This is a genomic window from Halomonas mongoliensis (assembly GCF_052496345.1).
Genome location: NZ_CP199288.1, coordinates 2,160,331 through 2,175,702, shown reverse-complemented (window position 1 = coordinate 2,175,702; position 15,372 = coordinate 2,160,331). Strand labels below are relative to the sequence as shown.

13 protein-coding genes are annotated in these 15,372 nt (G+C 68.2%); 2 read left to right on the top strand and 11 right to left on the bottom strand.

Going from position 1 to position 15,372, the window contains the following annotated elements; all coding sequences use genetic code 11:
- Positions 1–98: 98 nt before the first annotated feature.
- The 11 genes from lpxD to rpsB form a co-directional block, all read right to left on the bottom strand.
- Positions 99–1,136 (bottom strand): UDP-3-O-(3-hydroxymyristoyl)glucosamine N-acyltransferase, encoded by a 1,038-nt coding sequence (lpxD, locus tag ACRYRV_RS10310; protein ID WP_444985220.1) that lies wholly within the window; start codon positions 1,134–1,136, stop codon positions 99–101.
- A gap of 14 nt (positions 1,137–1,150) precedes the next feature.
- On the bottom strand, positions 1,151–1,633 hold the full coding sequence (locus tag ACRYRV_RS10305) for an OmpH family outer membrane protein (protein ID WP_309636014.1): 483 nt from the start codon (positions 1,631–1,633) through the stop codon (positions 1,151–1,153).
- Between the two features lie 59 nt (positions 1,634–1,692).
- Positions 1,693–4,038, bottom strand: a complete 2,346-nt coding sequence (bamA, locus tag ACRYRV_RS10300; protein WP_444985221.1) for an outer membrane protein assembly factor BamA — start codon at positions 4,036–4,038, stop codon at positions 1,693–1,695.
- Positions 4,039–4,127: 89 nt separating this feature from the next.
- A complete protein-coding gene (rseP, locus tag ACRYRV_RS10295; protein ID WP_444985222.1) occupies positions 4,128–5,486 on the bottom strand; it encodes an RIP metalloprotease RseP in 1,359 nt (452 codons plus the stop codon).
- A 39-nt stretch (positions 5,487–5,525) separates the two neighbouring features.
- On the bottom strand, positions 5,526–6,719 hold the full coding sequence (gene ispC / locus ACRYRV_RS10290) for a 1-deoxy-D-xylulose-5-phosphate reductoisomerase (RefSeq protein WP_444985223.1): 1,194 nt from the start codon (positions 6,717–6,719) through the stop codon (positions 5,526–5,528).
- A gap of 10 nt (positions 6,720–6,729) precedes the next feature.
- Entirely contained in the window at positions 6,730–7,530 is an 801-nt protein-coding gene (locus ACRYRV_RS10285) for a phosphatidate cytidylyltransferase (protein WP_444985224.1), read from the bottom strand.
- Positions 7,523–8,308, bottom strand: coding sequence for a polyprenyl diphosphate synthase (uppS, locus tag ACRYRV_RS10280; protein ID WP_444985225.1), 786 nt, complete (start codon positions 8,306–8,308; stop codon positions 7,523–7,525). The genes ACRYRV_RS10285 and uppS overlap by 8 nt, the downstream gene beginning before the upstream one ends.
- Positions 8,309–8,375: 67 nt before the next feature.
- On the bottom strand, positions 8,376–8,933 hold the full coding sequence (frr, locus tag ACRYRV_RS10275; RefSeq protein WP_253446094.1) for a ribosome recycling factor: 558 nt from the start codon (positions 8,931–8,933) through the stop codon (positions 8,376–8,378).
- A 4-nt stretch (positions 8,934–8,937) separates the two neighbouring features.
- Complete coding sequence (pyrH, locus tag ACRYRV_RS10270) at positions 8,938–9,699, bottom strand: UMP kinase (protein WP_253446097.1); 762 nt, start codon at positions 9,697–9,699, stop codon at positions 8,938–8,940.
- 112 nt (positions 9,700–9,811) lie between these two features.
- Positions 9,812–10,681 carry a translation elongation factor Ts gene (gene tsf, locus ACRYRV_RS10265; protein ID WP_309636019.1) on the bottom strand — a complete coding sequence of 290 codons (870 nt, stop codon included), beginning with the start codon at positions 10,679–10,681 and terminating at the stop codon, positions 9,812–9,814.
- A gap of 162 nt (positions 10,682–10,843) precedes the next feature.
- A complete protein-coding gene (gene rpsB, locus ACRYRV_RS10260; protein WP_253446103.1) occupies positions 10,844–11,578 on the bottom strand; it encodes a 30S ribosomal protein S2 in 735 nt (244 codons plus the stop codon).
- A 294-nt stretch (positions 11,579–11,872) separates the two neighbouring features.
- Between rpsB and map the strand changes: the two genes are divergently transcribed.
- Positions 11,873–12,664, top strand: a complete 792-nt coding sequence (gene map / locus ACRYRV_RS10255; protein ID WP_253446106.1) for a type I methionyl aminopeptidase — start codon at positions 11,873–11,875, stop codon at positions 12,662–12,664.
- Between the two features lie 4 nt (positions 12,665–12,668).
- The gene (locus ACRYRV_RS10250; protein WP_253446109.1) at positions 12,669–15,353 is read left to right on the top strand and encodes a [protein-PII] uridylyltransferase; all 2,685 of its coding nucleotides are present in this window, start codon (positions 12,669–12,671) and stop codon (positions 15,351–15,353) included.
- Positions 15,354–15,372: the final 19 nt, after the last annotated feature.

Below are 15,372 nucleotides of genomic sequence, written 5' to 3'. Positions count from 1 at the left end.
AACCTCTGAAGTATCGGGAGCCCGCCTTCCGGGCGGGCACGAGCCGACGGCGCAGGCCGCCGGGCAGGGCGGGGATTATAGCGCCCCCACCGCGCCCCTCAAGCGTCGCGCCCCTTCTCCAGGCGCACAAGCCGCTTGGCGATGTCGTCGAGCTGCTTGAAGCGCACCGCATTCTTGCGCCACTGGGCGTTCTTCATGGCGCCGGTGCCGGAGGAGTAGACCCCGGGCTCGGTGATCGAGTTGGTCACCAGGCTCATGCCGGTGACCTGGACGCCGTCGCAGAGCGTCAGGTGGCCCGAGAGGCCCACCCCGCCGCCCAGCATGCAGTGCTTCCCGACCCGGGTGGAGCCCGCGATGCCCACGCAGCCGGCCAGGGCGCTGTGGTCGCCGATCTGCACGTTGTGAGCGATCTGTACCTGGCTGTCGATCTTGACGTCGTTGCCGATGATGGTATCACCCAGGGCGCCCCGGTCGATGCTCGAGCAGCTGCCCACCTCGACGTCATCGCCCAGCACCACCCCCCCAAGCTGGGCGATCTTGTGCCAGCCCGCGCCGTCGTGGGCGAAGCCGAAGCCGTCGCCGCCGATCACGCAGCCGCTGTGCAGGATGGCACGCGCACCGACCACCACGCCGTGGCAGACGGTGGCGTTGGCATGCAGCCGGGAGCCGGCGCCGATGACGCTGTCGGCGCCGACCACGGAGCCGGGCCCGATGATGACGTCATCGCCCAGGGTCACGCCCGCCTCGATGACAGCGCAGGGACCGACCTCGACACGCGCCCCCAGGCTGGCGGAGGGATCCACCACCGCCGAGGAATGCACACCGGCGGGCTCGCGGCCCGCCAGGGGATCGAAGAGCCGCGACAGGGCCGCATAGCCCAGATAGGGGTTGTCGAGCTCGAGGCGCGCCACGGGGCAGGCGTCGCCGTGCTGGGGGTGCAGCAGCACCGCCGCGGCCCGGGTATCCGCCAGATCCTTGAGGTAGGCGCGGTTGGCCAGGAAGGCCACCCGATCCGGGCCGGCCTCCTTGAGGGTGGCCAGGCCGACAATCTGCCGACCGGCGTCCCCGGCCAGTCGAGCCCCCAGGCGTTCGGCCAGTTCACCCAGGGTGTAGACAGGAGAGTTGCGTCGCGTCATCGTGAACCGGGCCTTCACAGCATGGTATTGAGGATCTGGGTCAGCTCGGAGGTCAGGTCCTGCAGCGGCTGCTCCGAGTGCAGCACGCCCATGGGCTCCACCAGCACCTTCACGCTATGGCGGGTGATCAGCTGATCTACGGCCCGCTCCAGGTGGGGCTCGGCGCGCTGCAGGAACTGCTGCTCGGCCTGCTGTCGCGCCTGCATGATCTCGCCCATCAGCTGGTTGAGCTCGCCCACCTTGCGGTTGGCCTCCTGCCGCTCGCTGTCGGTGAGGCTGCCGGCGCGCTGCTGCAGGGCGTCCAGCTCCTGCTCCAGGGACTGGGCCTGGCGCTGCTGGCTGCCCACCCGCCCCTCCAGCTCGCTCATGGAGCGCTGGGCGGCATCGGTCTCCAGCAGGGCGCGACGCCAGTCGAGCATGGCGACGTCGTCCGCCTGGGCAGGCAGGGCCAGCAGCACCAGCAGCACCAGGCTCAGGGCGGCGGTCAATCTACGCATCTCTCACTCCTTGAAGGGCCGCCCTTGCGGCCCGGCAGCGGTATGGGATCACGCCAGGGTCAGAAGGTCTGCCCCAGGGAGAACTGGAAGAACTGGGTGTCATCGCCCGACTCGTCGTTGATCGGCTCGGCGATGCTGAAGGTCAAGGGCCCCACCGGCGTCAGCCAGGAGAGCCCCACGCCGACGCTATAGCGCAGGTCGCCCAGGTCCACTCCGGAGCTGCAGTTGCTGTCATTGCCTTCGAAGACGTCATAGCAGGAGCTCAGGAAGGTGTTGCCCGCATCCAGGAACAGCGAGGTCTGCAGGGAGCGACGGTCCTCGATAAAGGGCAACGGGAAGAGCAGCTCGGCGCTGCCCTGCACCAGGATATTGCCCCCCAGGGTGCGGTCCCTGCCGCCGCCCGGCGGCGGCGTGGTGCGCTGGCCCAGGGTGTTGGCGGTGAAGCCGCGCACCGAGCCGAGGCCACCGGCGTAGAAGTTCTCGTAGAAGGGGTAGGGATCATTGCTGCCCACCACGTCGGCATAGCCCAGCTCGCCGCTGAACTTGAGCGCCCAGTCGTGGTTGTCGTTGAGCGGGAAGAGCTGGCGGGCCTGGGCGCGCAGCTTGTAGTACTCGGCGTCGCTGCCGGGCACCGCGGTCTCCAGCGACAGGCGCTGATAGTTGCCGGCGGTGGGCATGATGCCGCGGTTGAGGTTGTTGCGGGTCCAGCTGGCGGTCAGCTTGAGGCTCTGGGCATCCTCGCCCTGGTCCTCCACGTACTGCTGGATCTCCTGGGCGGTGTCGCGATAGGTCTTGACCGTCAGGTCCTCCACCGCGGCGCCGAAGTTGAGACGGGTGATCTCGTTGATCGGGTAGCCGAAGTTGATCCCCGCGCCGTAGGCGTCGGTGGAGTAGGTGGAGATATCGGAGTCCTCGTAGTCGGTCTCGCGGTAGTAGAGGTTGTAGCCGCGGGAGATGCCGTCGAGGGTCCAGTAGGGGTCGGTGAAGCCGAAGTTGACGCTGGTGAAGGTGTCGCTGCGCTGGGCGCCGATGTTCACCCGGTTGCCGGTGCCCAGGAAGTTGGTCTGGGAGAGGCCCAGGCCGTAGATGACCCCGGCGCTCTGGGAGAAGCCGACGCTGGCGGAGATAGAGCCGGAGGGCTGCTCCTCCACGGTATAGGTGACGTCGAGCTTGTCCGGCTCGCCGGCCACCGGACGCGTCTCCACGTCCACCTGGCGGAAGAAGCCGAGGCGCTCCAGGCGCTGGCGGGACTGGGTGATCGACTGGGTCGAGGCCGGCGCCCCCTCCAGCTGGATCATCTCGCGGCGCAGCACCTCGTCCTGGGTGGTGGTGTTGCCGATGAACTCGATGCGGCGCACATAGGCGCGGCGGCCGGCATCGACCCGGAACGCCAGGTCCACGGTGTCGCCCGAGGCGGAGACCTCGGGAATGCCGTCCACGTTGGCAAAGGCGAAGCCCTCGGCGCCGAGGCGCGCGCGCAGCGCCTCGGAGGAGGCGGTCACGTCGCTGCGCGAGAAGACCTCACCGGGCTCGACCCGCAGCAGCTCCCGGGCCTCCCGCTCGCTGATCTGCAGGTCGCCCACGAAGCGCACGTCGCCGATGCGGTACTGGCGACCCTCGTCGACGTTGACGGTGATGAAGATCTGCGACTTGTCGGGGCTGATCGAGACCTGGGTCGACTCCACGTTGAAGTTGACGTAGCCGCGATCCAGGTAGAAGGAGCGCAGGCGCTCTAGGTCGCCGGCCAGGGCCTCACGAGAGTACTCGTCACGGGAGAACCAGCCGAAGATGCGGCCGGGGCGATCGTTGAGCTCGAAGACGTCGCGCAGGGTGTCATCATCGAAGGCGCGGTTGCCCACCAGGTTGATCTGGCGGATACGCGCCACGGCACCCTCGTTGATCTCGACGTCGACCTGCACGCGGCCCTCGTCGATCTCGCGCACGCTGGTCTCGATGCTGGCACTGTAGCGCCCCTGGCTCTGGTAGACGCCCTCCAGCTCGCGCTGGATCTCGTCCAGGGTGGAAAGCTGCAGCACCTCGCCCTCGGCCAGGCCGGCCTGGCGCAGCCCCTGGCGCAGCTCCTCGTCGCCGATGCGGCGGTTGCCGGAGATATTGAGACGGCTGATGGTGGGTCGCTCCACCACCTGGATGATCAGCACGTCGCCGTCCCGGGCGAGGCGGATATCCTCGAACATGCCGGTGGCGAAGAGGCTGCGGGTGGCCTCGGCCAGTTCCCGCTCATCGACGCGGTCGCGAGCGCTGACAGGAAAGGCGTTGAAGACGGAAGCGGCAGAGACCCGCTGCAGGCCTTCCACACGAATGTCCGAAACCTCGAAGGGTTGTGCCTGGGCCGTCCCGGCCCCGACGAGCAGCAGCGCCGCCAGTCCGATGGTCTTGATTCTCATGCAGTCGATTCGCTCGCGTTGATCTGCCAAACCTGTCCAGACAGGCACCTTATACATTTGTGCGGCTCGCTGACAAGGCGAAGGGGCGCCTACCAGAGCCGCATCAGATCGAAATAGATCGCCATCAGCATCAGGGTGCCCACCAGCGCCAGGCCGATGCGCAGCCCGATCGCCTGGGCCTGCTCGGAGACCGGGCGCCCGCGCACCACCTCCATGAAGTAGTAGAGCAGGTGGCCGCCGTCGAGCACCGGGATCGGCAGCAGGTTGAGCACCGCCAGGCTGATGGAGAGATAGGCCAGGAAGCTGACGAAGCTCTCCAGCCCCGCCCGGGCCGAGTCGCCGGAAATCTGAGCGATGGTGATCGGCCCCGAGAGGTTCGAGGGCGAGATCAGCCCCACCAGCATCTTGCGGATGGCATCCACGGTGAGCAGGGTCATCTCCCCGGTGCGCGACACCGCCTGGCCCACCGCCGCCACCGGCCCGTAGCGGATCTCGCGGCGGTACTCCTCCGGCCACTCCACCGGGGCCACCCCGGCGCCGATATAGCCGATGGTGACGCCCTCTTCCAGCTCGTTGCTGCCGGGGGTGATGGCCAGGCTCAGGCGCTCGCCGTCACGCGCGACCTCAAGCGTCAGCGCCTCGCCCGGGCTTGCCCGCACGATGTCGACGAAGTGCATCCAGTCGTCCACCGGGGTGCCGTCCACCGCCAGGACCTCGTCGCCGGCCTGGAGACCGGCGGCGTCGGCCGCCTCGCCGGACAGCAGCTGGCCCAGCACCGCCGGGAAGGGCGGGCGCCAGGGGGTCACGCCGAGGCTCGGCAGCGGCTGGGGCGGGTCCTGGCGCACCAGCCAGTTCTCCACCGGCAGGCGATACTCCCGGGGCTCGGCGCTGGCGTCGGCGCGGGCGTCCACGCTGAGCTCGCCGCTCATGCCGATGGCGGCCACCAGCTTGAGGTTGATCTCGTCCCAGCCGCGCACCGCCTCGCCGCGCACCGCGACGATCTCCTGGCCGGCCGTGAGGCCGCCGCGCGCCGCCGGCGAGTCGGGCTCGACGCTGCCGATCACCGGCGCCACCGTGGTGGTGCCGGCCACGAAGAGCGCCCAGTAGGCAACGATGGCGAGCAGGAAGTTGGCCAGGGGGCCGGCGGCGACGATGGCGATGCGCTGCCACACCGTCTTGCGGTTGAAGGCCTGGTCGAGCTCATGCTCGGGCACCGGGGCCTCCCGCTCGTCGAGCATCTTGACGTAGCCGCCCAGGGGAATGGCGGCCACCACGAACTCGGTGCCGTGGCGGTCGACCCGGGTCCAGATCGGCTGGCCGAAGCCCACCGAGAAGCGCAGCACCCGGACGCCGCAGCGCCTGGCCACCCAGAAGTGGCCGAACTCGTGGAAGGTGATCAAAAGGCCCAGCACCACGATCACGGCCAGGATATTCTGGATCAGGCCCAAGTCAGTCTCCTCCAGGAAGCGTAGTGAAATGACACGGGATCAGCGGCGAGCCAGCCACTCCCGTGCGGCGCGACGGGCGCGGGCATCGGCCTCGAGCACCGTCTCGAGGTCGCGGGCCGGGGCTATCGGCTCGATATCGCGAACCCGGGCGACCAGCTCGGCGATGCCGGTAAAGGCGAGGCGCCCCTCGAGGAAGGCCTCCACCGCCACCTCATTGGCCGCATTGAGCACCGCCGGCGCCGTGCCGCCCGCCGCCATGGCCTCCCGCGCCAGGCGCAGGCAGGGGAAGGCGGCCTCGTCCGGCGCCTCGAAGTCGAGCCGGGCGACCTGGAAGAGGTCCAGCGCCTCGACCCCGGCCTCGATCCGCTCCGGCCAGGCCAGCCCATAGGCGATGGGGGTGCGCATGTCGGGGTTGCCCAGCTGGGCGATCACCGAGCCGTCGCTGTAGGCGGCCATGGAGTGGATCACGCTCTGGGGGTGCACCACCACCTGGACCTGCTCGGGCCGGGCGTCGAAGAGCCAGCACGCCTCGATCAGCTCCAGCCCCTTGTTCATCAGGGTGGCGCTGTCCACCGAGATCTTGCGACCCATGGACCAGTTGGGGTGGGCGCAGGCCTGCGCCGGCGTCACCTCGGCCAGCTCTCGGGCCGACCAGCCGCGGAAGGGGCCGCCGGAGGCGGTCAGCAGCAGCTGGGTCACGCCGTGGCGGGCAAGCCCCCCGCGATGCTCCACGGGTAGACACTGATAGATGGCGTTATGTTCGGAATCGATGGGCAGAAGGGTCGCACCGCGCTTCGCCACCGCCTCCATGAAGAGCGCCCCGGACATCACCAGGGCCTCCTTGTTGGCCAGCAGCACCCGCTTGCCGGCATCCACCGCGGCGAGCGTCGGCAGCAGGCCCGCGGCACCGACGATGGCCGCCATCACCACGTCCACCGCGGAGGCCTCGGCCACCGCCACCAGGGCGTCCGTGCCGCTCTCGACCTCGGTGGCCAGCCCCGCCTCGGCCAGGCGCGCCCGCAGCCAGGCGGCATCGGCCTCGCGGTCGAGCACCGCCACCGCCGGCCGATGTACCCGACACTGGGCCAGCAGCGCCTCTCGGGAGCGGTGGGCGGTCAGGGCATGGACCCGGTAGCGCTCCGGGTGGCGGGCGATCACATCCAGGGTGCTGGTGCCGATGGAGCCGGTGGCACCCAGCACGGTAACGGCCTGGCGACGCGGCTCGCCGCGCACTCCCCCCACCCTAGAGCCCCCCCATCATCAGCAGGGCAAACAGCGGGACGGCGGCGGTGAGGCTGTCGATGCGGTCGAGCACGCCGCCGTGGCCCGGCAGCAGCTGGCTGGAGTCCTTGATGCCGCGGAAGCGCTTGAGCATGCTCTCCAGCAGGTCGCCCAGCACCGAGACCAGGGTCACCACCAGGGTCGCCAGCAGCAGGGCCAGCCCGCCGCCGAGGCCGAGCCCCTGCCAGCTGGCAAACACCAGCGCCAGCACGGCGGTGGCGACCAGGCCGCCGGCCACCCCCTCCCAGCTCTTGCCCGGGCTTACCCTGGGCGCCAGCTTGCGCCGGCCGAAGGCGCGACCGGCGAAGTAGGCGCCGATATCGGCGCACCACACCAGCAGCAGCACGAAGAGCAGCCAGACCGCGCCGCTGTCGCGCAGCACATTGAGGCCGACCCAGGCCGGCAGCAGCACCCAGAGCCCCATCAGCAGGCGGCGCGTGGGCGAGCTCCACTGGGCCACGCCTGCGGGATAGCGGGTGACCCAGGTGAGGTTGACCAGCCAGCCGGCCACACCCAGCCACAGCGGCCAGGCCATCAGCGCCCCGCCACTGATCCATAGCATCAGCATGGCCATGGCCAGCACGCCCACCAGCATGAGGCGGTTGTCGCGCTGGCGGATGCCCGCCAGGTTGGTCCACTCCCAGCCCGCCAGCAGCACGATGGCCGCGGTGAAGAGGGCGAAGAACCCGCCGGAAAGGCCAAACAGGCCGGCCAGCATCAGCGGTGCCAGCCAGGCTGCGGTAATGATGCGCTGTCTAAGCACCTTGAGCCTCGATCTGTTCGTCGGTCATGCCGAAGCGCCGCTGGCGCCGCTGGTAGTCGGCCAGCGCCTGGTCGAAGGCCTCGGCATCGAAGTCGGGCCACAGCAGTGGCGTGAAGTGGAGCTCGGCGTAGGCCAGCTCCCAGAGGATGAAGTTGGAGATGCGCTGCTCGCCGCTGGTGCGGATGCAGAGATCCACCGGCGCCACCCCGGCCAGGCTCAGCTGGCCGGCGAAGGCGGCCTCATCGATGGCAGAGGGGTCGAGCTCGCCGGCCGCCACCCGCTCCCCCAGGCGGCGGGCCGCCCGGACCAGGTCCCACTGGCCGCCGTAGTTGGCGGCGATCACCAGATGCAGGCGGGTGTTGTGGCGGGTCTTCTCCTCGGCCCGGGCGATATGCTTCTGGATCGAATCCGAGAAGGCCGAGGTATCCCCCACCACCGAGAGGCGGATGCCGTTGGCGTGCAGCTTGTTCACCTCCCGCTTCAGCGCCAGCAGGAAGAGCTCCATCAGGGCGCTGACCTCGGCCCGGGGACGCTTCCAGTTCTCGCTGGAGAAGGCAAACAGGGTCAGGGTCTCGATGCCCCGCTCGGCGGCGCGGCGGATGGTGGCACGCACCGCCTCCACGCCGGCATGATGGCCGCGCACGCCGGAGAGCCCTCTGGCCCTGGCCCAGCGGTTGTTGCCATCCATGATGATCGCCACGTGGCGTGGCAGTGCGCCCCCTGGGACAGCGGGCGTGCCATCCGTGGCGCTGGAGTCTGGGGAGTGCGGTGACGTCATGGGGTCTCGCATCGGGGGGAGTGAATGAGAAGGCAGGAGGCCGCCCTCCTGGCGGCCCCGAACTTGCTCAGATCTGCATCAGATCCTGTTCCTTCAGCTCCAGCGTCTTGTCGATCTCGGCGATGTACTTGTCGGTCAGCTTCTGGATCGCATCCTCGGCCTGGCGCTGCTCGTCCTCGGTGATCTCCTTCTCCTTGAGCAGGGCCTTGACGTCACCGTTGGCGTCGCGACGCACGTTGCGCACCGCCACCCGAGCATTCTCCGCCTCCTGGCGGGCCTGCTTGATGTAGCCCTTGCGGGTCTCCTCGGTGAGCATTGGCATCGGCACGCGGATGTTGTTGCCGGCGGTGGAGGGGTTGAGGCCCAGGTCGGAGGTCATGATCGCCTTCTCGACCTTGGGCACCATGCTCTGCTCCCAGGGCACCACGGAGAGGGTGCGGGCATCCTCGGTGTTGATGTTGGCGACCTGGTTCAGGGGCACCTGGCTGCCGTAGTAGTCGACGGTCACCGCATCCAGGATGCTGGAGTGGGCGCGACCGGTACGGATCTTGTTCAGGTTGCCATGCAGAGCGTCCACGCTCTTCTTCATGCGGGATTCCGCATCCTTCTTGATGTCATTGATCACGGTGTCAACCTCTGTCTATCAGCGTGCCTTCTTCGCCGCCCACCACCAGGTTGAGCAGGGCGCCGGGCTTGTTCATGTTGAAGACGCGGACCGGCATGTCATGGTCACGCACCAGGCAGATGGCGGTCAAATCCATGACCCCCAGCTTCTGGTCCAGCGCGTCGTCGTAGCTCAGCTGGTCATACTTGACCGCGTCGTCATGCTTGACCGGATCCTTGTCGTAGACCCCATCCACCTTGGTGGCCTTGACCACCACGTCGGCATCGATCTCGATGCCGCGCAGGCAGGCCGCGGAGTCGGTGGTGAAGAAGGGGTTACCGGTACCGGCGGAGAACAGTACCACATCTCCGGAGGTGAGATAGCGGATGGCCGTACGGCGATCGTAGTGCTCCACCACGCCGCTCATGGGGATGGCGGACATCACCCGGGAGCGGATATTGGAGCGCTCCAGGGCATCGCGCATGGCCAGAGCGTTCATCACCGTGGCCAGCATGCCCATATGATCACCGGTCACCCGGTCCATGCCCGCCTCGTTGAGAGCGGCACCGCGGAACAGGTTGCCGCCGCCGATCACGATGCCGACCTGGACCCCGATACCGACCAGCTGGCCGATCTCCAGGGCCATGCGGTCGAGCACCTTGGGGTCGATGCCGAAGTCATGCTCGCCCATCAGCGCCTCACCGGAGAGCTTGAGCAGAATTCGCTTGTACTTCGACTTCTCGGCGCGGCCCTTGGCCGGCGACTCGACGTGATCGGATGTGGGCATGGCATCTCTCCTGGCATCAGCGGTGGCATGTCGGGGTGGCCGGAACGCACCGGCCGAATACGCGAAGGCGTGCGCTTGCGCGCACGCCATCGTCCTGCAGGAACCTGTGACCTTAGCTGCGCTTGGCCTGTTCCATCACTTCCTTGGCGAAGTCGACCTCTTCCTTCTCGATGCCCTCGCCCACTTCGAAGCGGGTGAAGCCGACCACCTCGCCGCCGGCCGCCTTGGCGAACTGGGCAACGCTCTGGTTCGGATCCTTGACGAAGGGCTGCTCGGTCAGGCTGTTCTCGGCCAGGTACTTCTTCAGGCGACCCTGGACCATCTTCTCGGCGATCTCGGCGGGCTTGCCGGCCATATCGGGCTGGGCGAGGATGATATCCTTCTCCTGGTCCAGCTGCTCCTGAGGCATGTCCTCGGGGCGGGCCACGGCCGGGTTGATGGCGGCGACGTGCATGGCGATATCCTTGGCCACCTCGGCGTTGCCGCCGGTCAGCACGGTCAGCACGCCGATGCGGCCGCCGTGGACGTACTCGCCCACCAGGCCACCCTCGACGGCGTTGACCACCACACAGCGGCGCACGCCGATGTTCTCGCCGATCTTCTGGACCAGCTGCTCGCGAGCGGTCTCCAGGTCACCGGCCATCACGGCGGCCACGTCTTCGCTCTTGGCGGCGAAGAAGGCGTCGGCGATCTTGTCGGCGAAGGCCTTGAAGTTGTCGTCGCGGGCCACGAAGTCGGTCTCGGAGTTGATCTCGACCATCACGCCGTAGCTGCCATCCTCGGCGACGCGGGTCACCACGGTGCCTTCGGCGGCGGTGCGGCCGGCCTTCTTGGCGGCCTTGAGGCCTGAGCTCTTGCGCAGGTTCTCGATGGCGACGTCGATGTCACCGCCGGCCTCGGTGAGGGCCTTCTTGCACTCCATCATGCCGAGCCCGGTACGCTCGCGCAGTTCCTTGACCTGGGAGGCGCTGATAGCTGCCATGGGGTTCACCTCTGAATCTGTGTGTCAACGGATAGCGGACCCGTCACTGGGACGAATCCGGCGAATACTGAGAAAAAAGGGGGCCTCGGCCCCCTTTCTCGTCTGTCCGGCCGCCGTGGCGACGGCCACTCCGGCGCCGGCGAGCGGACAGACGGGCCGCGATCACTCGGCGGCGCTGTCGCTCTCTGCGGTGACCTCGACGAACTCGTCGGGACGACCTTCCTTCGCACGGGCGCAGGCGTCGGCGATGGCCTTGACGTAGATCTGGATGGCACGGATGGAGTCATCGTTGCCGGGGATCACGTAGTCGACGCCGTCCGGGTCGGAGTTGGTATCCACCACGCCGATGACCGGGATGCCCAGCTTGTTCGCCTCGTTGATGGCGATGCGCTCGTGGTCAACGTCGATCACGAACAGGGCGTCGGGCAGGCCGCCCATCTCCTTGATGCCACCCACGGACCGCTCGAGCTTGGCCTGCTCGCGGGTCGCCATCAGGACTTCCTTCTTGGTCAGCTTCTCGAAGGTGCCGTCCTGGTGCATGGCCTCGAGCTCACCGAGGCGCTTGATGGAGACGCGGATGGTCTTGTAGTTGGTCAGCATGCCGCCGAGCCAGCGATGGTTCACGAAGGGCATGCCAACGCGGTTGGCTTCTTCCTTGATGATCTTGCTGGCGCTGCGCTTGGTGCCAACGAACATGATCTTGTTGTTGGCCGCTGCCATCTTCTCGACCACGTCGATCGCCTCGTTGAGGGCCGGCAGGGTGTGCTCGAGGTTGATGATGTGGATCTTGTTACGGGCGCCGAAGATGAACTTGCTCATCTTCGGGTTCCAGTACTTGGTCTGGTGACCGAAGTGGGCGCCTGCCTTGAGCAGGTCACGCATGTTGACGTGTGCCATGGATGACTCCTGGAAAATCGGGTTAGGCCTCCACGCACCCCATGGATCCGACCGCCGCGCCTCGCGAGGAGACAACGACAGCACCCGGGACCATGTGCCGGTGCATGTGTGTTTTCAAGGCGTTACGTTGATTGTCGCCGTCGAGATCGCCACGCCCCTGACATCCGTACGCGAAAACCTGGGCGTATCGGGGTGCAGGAGGGTCGGGCGATTGCAGGAAGGCGCGCAGCTTTATACCATGGATCATCCGCAAGTTGAAGTCGCCAGGCGACCCCACCCTAGCCTCGAGATTCCATGAACGTACCCATCAAGACGCCCGACGAGATCGAGAAGATGCGCGAGGCGGGCCGCCAGGCCGCCAGCGTGATCGAGATGATCACCCCCTTCGTCAAGGCCGGCATCAGCACCGGCGAGATCGACCGCCGCTGCCACGACTATATCGTCGACGAGCTGGGCTCCACCCCGGCGCCGCTCAACTACCACGGCTTCCCCAAGTCGGTCTGCACCTCCATCAACCATGTGGTCTGCCACGGCATCCCCGACGACGGCAAGAAGCTGAAGAAGGGCGACATCATGAACCTCGACATCACCGTGAGGACCGCCGACGGCTACCACGGCGACTCCAGCGTGATGTTCGTGATCGGCGAGACCATCCAGGGCGAGCGGCTCTGCCGGGTCACCCAGGAGTGCCTCTACCGCAGCATCGCCCTGGTGCGCCCCGGCGCGCGCCTCTCCGAGCTGGCCCGGGCCATCCAGGGCCACGCCGAGGCCAACGGCTACTCGGTGGTGCGCGACTTCTGCGGCCACGGCATCGGCGCCGGCTTCCACGAGGACCCCCAGGTGCTGCACTACGACGGCTACGCCCCGGAGGCGGATATCGCCCTGGAGGCCGGCATGTGCTTCACCATCGAGCCCATGATCAACGTCGGCGACCACCGCACCAAGGTACTGCGCGACGGCTGGACCGCGGTCACCAAGGACCGCAGCCTCACGGCCCAGTGGGAGCACACCCTGCTGGTCACCGAGAGCGGCGTCGAGGTGCTGACCGCACGCAGCGACGAAGACCTCTCTTTCCTGGAGCGCTGAGCCCATGCTGCTCCACCACTACCGCTTCGCCCCCGACGAGAGCCTGTTCGACGTCGAGGCGTTTCGCGCGGAGCTCGCCGGCAGCCGCTCGCCCATCGCCCCCTTCAAGGCGGCGCTGCGCGAGATCCAGGCCCGGCTCGACGCGCGTTTCCGGGAAGGCGCCGATATCCGCGACCTCATCCACGGTCGCGCCTGGTGCCTGGACCGGCTGCTGGCGGTAGCCTGGGAGCAGCATGAGTGGCCCGAGGGTGAGGGCCTGGCGCTGCTTGCCGTGGGCGGCTACGGCCGCGGCGAGCTGCACCCCCACTCCGACGTCGACCTGCTGCTGCTGCTCGAGCAGGACGACGACGCCCCCTATCGGGAGCCGCTCACCGCCTTTATCACCTTTCTTTGGGACATCGGCCTGGAGATCGGCCACAGCGTGCGCTCGCTCAACGACTGCGTCCGGGAGGCGGAAAGCGACGTCACGGTGATCACCAACCTGCTGGAGAGCCGCACCGTGGCCGGCCCCGAGCGCCTGCGCGAGGCGATGAAGGCGCGCCTGGCGCCCGAGCGGCTGTGGCCCGCCGACCGCTTCTTCGAGGCCAAGTGGCAGGAGCAGATCAGCCGCCACCGCCGCTTCAACAACTCCGAGTACCACCTGGAGCCCAACATCAAGAGCTCCCCCGGGGGGCTGCGCGACATCCAGATGATCGGCTGGGTGGCCAAGCGCCACTTCGGCAGCCAGCGCTACGAGGACCTGGTGGCCGAGGGCTTCATGAACGACCCCGAGCTGCGCATCCTCAGCCAGGGCCAGGCCTTCCTGTGGCAGGTGCGCTACGCCCTGCACATGCTGACCGGCCGCGCCGAGGACCGCCTGCTCTTCGACCACCAGCGCACCATCGCCGAGCTGTTCGGCTTCCGCGACACCCCGGAGCGCCTGGCCGTCGAGCAGTTCATGAAGCGCTACTATCGCCACGTGACGGCCCTGGCCGGCCTCAATGACATGCTGCTGCAGCACTTCGACGAGGTGATCCTGCACGCCGGCGAGGCGCTGGAGACCACGCCGCTCAACGACCGCTTCGAGATCAAGGGTGGCTATATCCAGGCGCGCTCCCGCAGCGTCTTCCGGGACCGCCCCGCGGCGCTGCTCGAGCTCTTCCTGCTGATGGCCGAACACCCGGAGATCGAGGGGGTGCGGGCCGACACCATCCGCCTGATCCGCGACCACCGCCACCTGATCGACGACCTCTACCGGGATGACGTCCGCCACCAGAGCCTGTTCATGGCGCTGCTGCGCTCCGGCGGCAATGTGGCCCGCCAGCTCAGGCGCATGAACCGCTACGGCGTGCTCGGCAAGTACCTGCCGGAGTTCGGCCGCGCCGTGGGGCTGATGCAGCACGACCTCTTCCATATCTACACCGTGGACGCCCACACCCTGCGGCTGCTGAAGTTCATCCACGGCTTCCGCAAGCCGGCGGCCCGGGAGGAGTTCCCGGTGGCCGCCAATCTGGTCCACCAGCTGCCCAAGCTGGAGCTCTTGTGGATCGCCGGGCTCTTCCACGATATCGGCAAGGGGCGCGGCGGCGACCACTCGCTGCTCGGCGCCCGGGACGTGGAGGTGTTCGCCGAGCGCCACGGCCTCTCGACCCGGGATACCCGCCTGGTCAGCTGGCTGGTGGAGCACCACCTCACCATGTCCATGGTGGCCCAGAAGCGCGACATCAGCGACCCCGACGTGATCGCCGACTTCGCCCGCCTGGTGGGTGACGAGACCCGTCTCGACTACCTCTACCTGCTCACCGTGGCCGACATCAACGCCACCAACCCCACGCTCTGGAACGGCTGGCGCGCCTCGCTGCTGCGCCAGCTCCACGCCGAGGCCAAGCGCGCCCTGCGCCGCGGCCTGGAGAACCCCCTGGAGCGCGACGACTGGGTCAACGAGACCCGGGACGAGGCGCTCTCCCTGCTCGCCTCTGTGGGCGCCGACATGGCCCGGGTGGAGCGGCTCTGGGAGTCCCTGGGGGAGGAGTACTTCCTGCAGTATGCGCCCAGCGAGATCGCCTGGCAGACCCAGGGCATCCTCGCCCACGGCGAGAGCCAGCTGCCGCTGATCCTGATCAGCGCCCCGGCCGAGGACATGGCCGAGGGCGGGACCAAGGTCTTCATCCACACCCGATCGGTGGACGACCTCTTCGCCGCCACCGCCGCCGCCCTGGACCAGCTCGGGCTCTCGATCCACGACGCCCGCATCGCCACCTCCAGCAACGACTGGACGCTGAACACCTTCATCGTCCTGGACGACCAGGGGCGCGCCATCCACGACCCGGCGCGCATCGAGGAGATCCGCGCCCACCTGGTGGAGGAGCTCGACGACCCGGACGACTACCCGGAGATCGTCACCCGCCACACCCCGCGCCAGCTGCGCCACTTCCGGGTCCCCACCGAGGTGATCATCGAGCAGGACCCGGCCAACGAGCGCACCCTGCTGGAGCTGATCGCCCCGGACCGCCCCGGCCTGCTGGCCCGGGTGGGGCGCATCTTCATGGAGCAGGACATCGCCCTCTCGGCGGCCAAGATCGCCACCCTGGGCGAGAAGGTGGAGGACGTCTTCTTCATCACCACCAAGGCCGGGGAGCCCCTCACCGACCCCGAGCGCCAGGCCCGGCTGCGCGAGCGGCTGGTGGAGGTGCTGGATGTCTCCGGCTAGGCCCGAGACGACAGAGTAG

Coding starts and splice junctions, on each gene's coding strand:
- lpxD (WP_444985220.1), bottom strand. CDS start 1,136: ATGACGCGACGCAACTCTCCTGTCTACACCCTGGGTGAACTGGCCGAA.
- ACRYRV_RS10305 (WP_309636014.1), bottom strand. CDS start 1,633: ATGCGTAGATTGACCGCCGCCCTGAGCCTGGTGCTGCTGGTGCTGCTG.
- bamA (WP_444985221.1), bottom strand. CDS start 4,038: ATGAGAATCAAGACCATCGGACTGGCGGCGCTGCTGCTCGTCGGGGCC.
- uppS (WP_444985225.1), bottom strand. CDS start 8,308: ATGACGTCACCGCACTCCCCAGACTCCAGCGCCACGGATGGCACGCCC.
- pyrH (WP_253446097.1), bottom strand. CDS start 9,699: ATGCCCACATCCGATCACGTCGAGTCGCCGGCCAAGGGCCGCGCCGAG.
- tsf (WP_309636019.1), bottom strand. CDS start 10,681: ATGGCAGCTATCAGCGCCTCCCAGGTCAAGGAACTGCGCGAGCGTACC.
- rpsB (WP_253446103.1), bottom strand. CDS start 11,578: ATGGCACACGTCAACATGCGTGACCTGCTCAAGGCAGGCGCCCACTTC.
- map (WP_253446106.1), top strand. CDS start 11,873: ATGAACGTACCCATCAAGACGCCCGACGAGATCGAGAAGATGCGCGAG.
- ACRYRV_RS10250 (WP_253446109.1), top strand. CDS start 12,669: ATGCTGCTCCACCACTACCGCTTCGCCCCCGACGAGAGCCTGTTCGAC.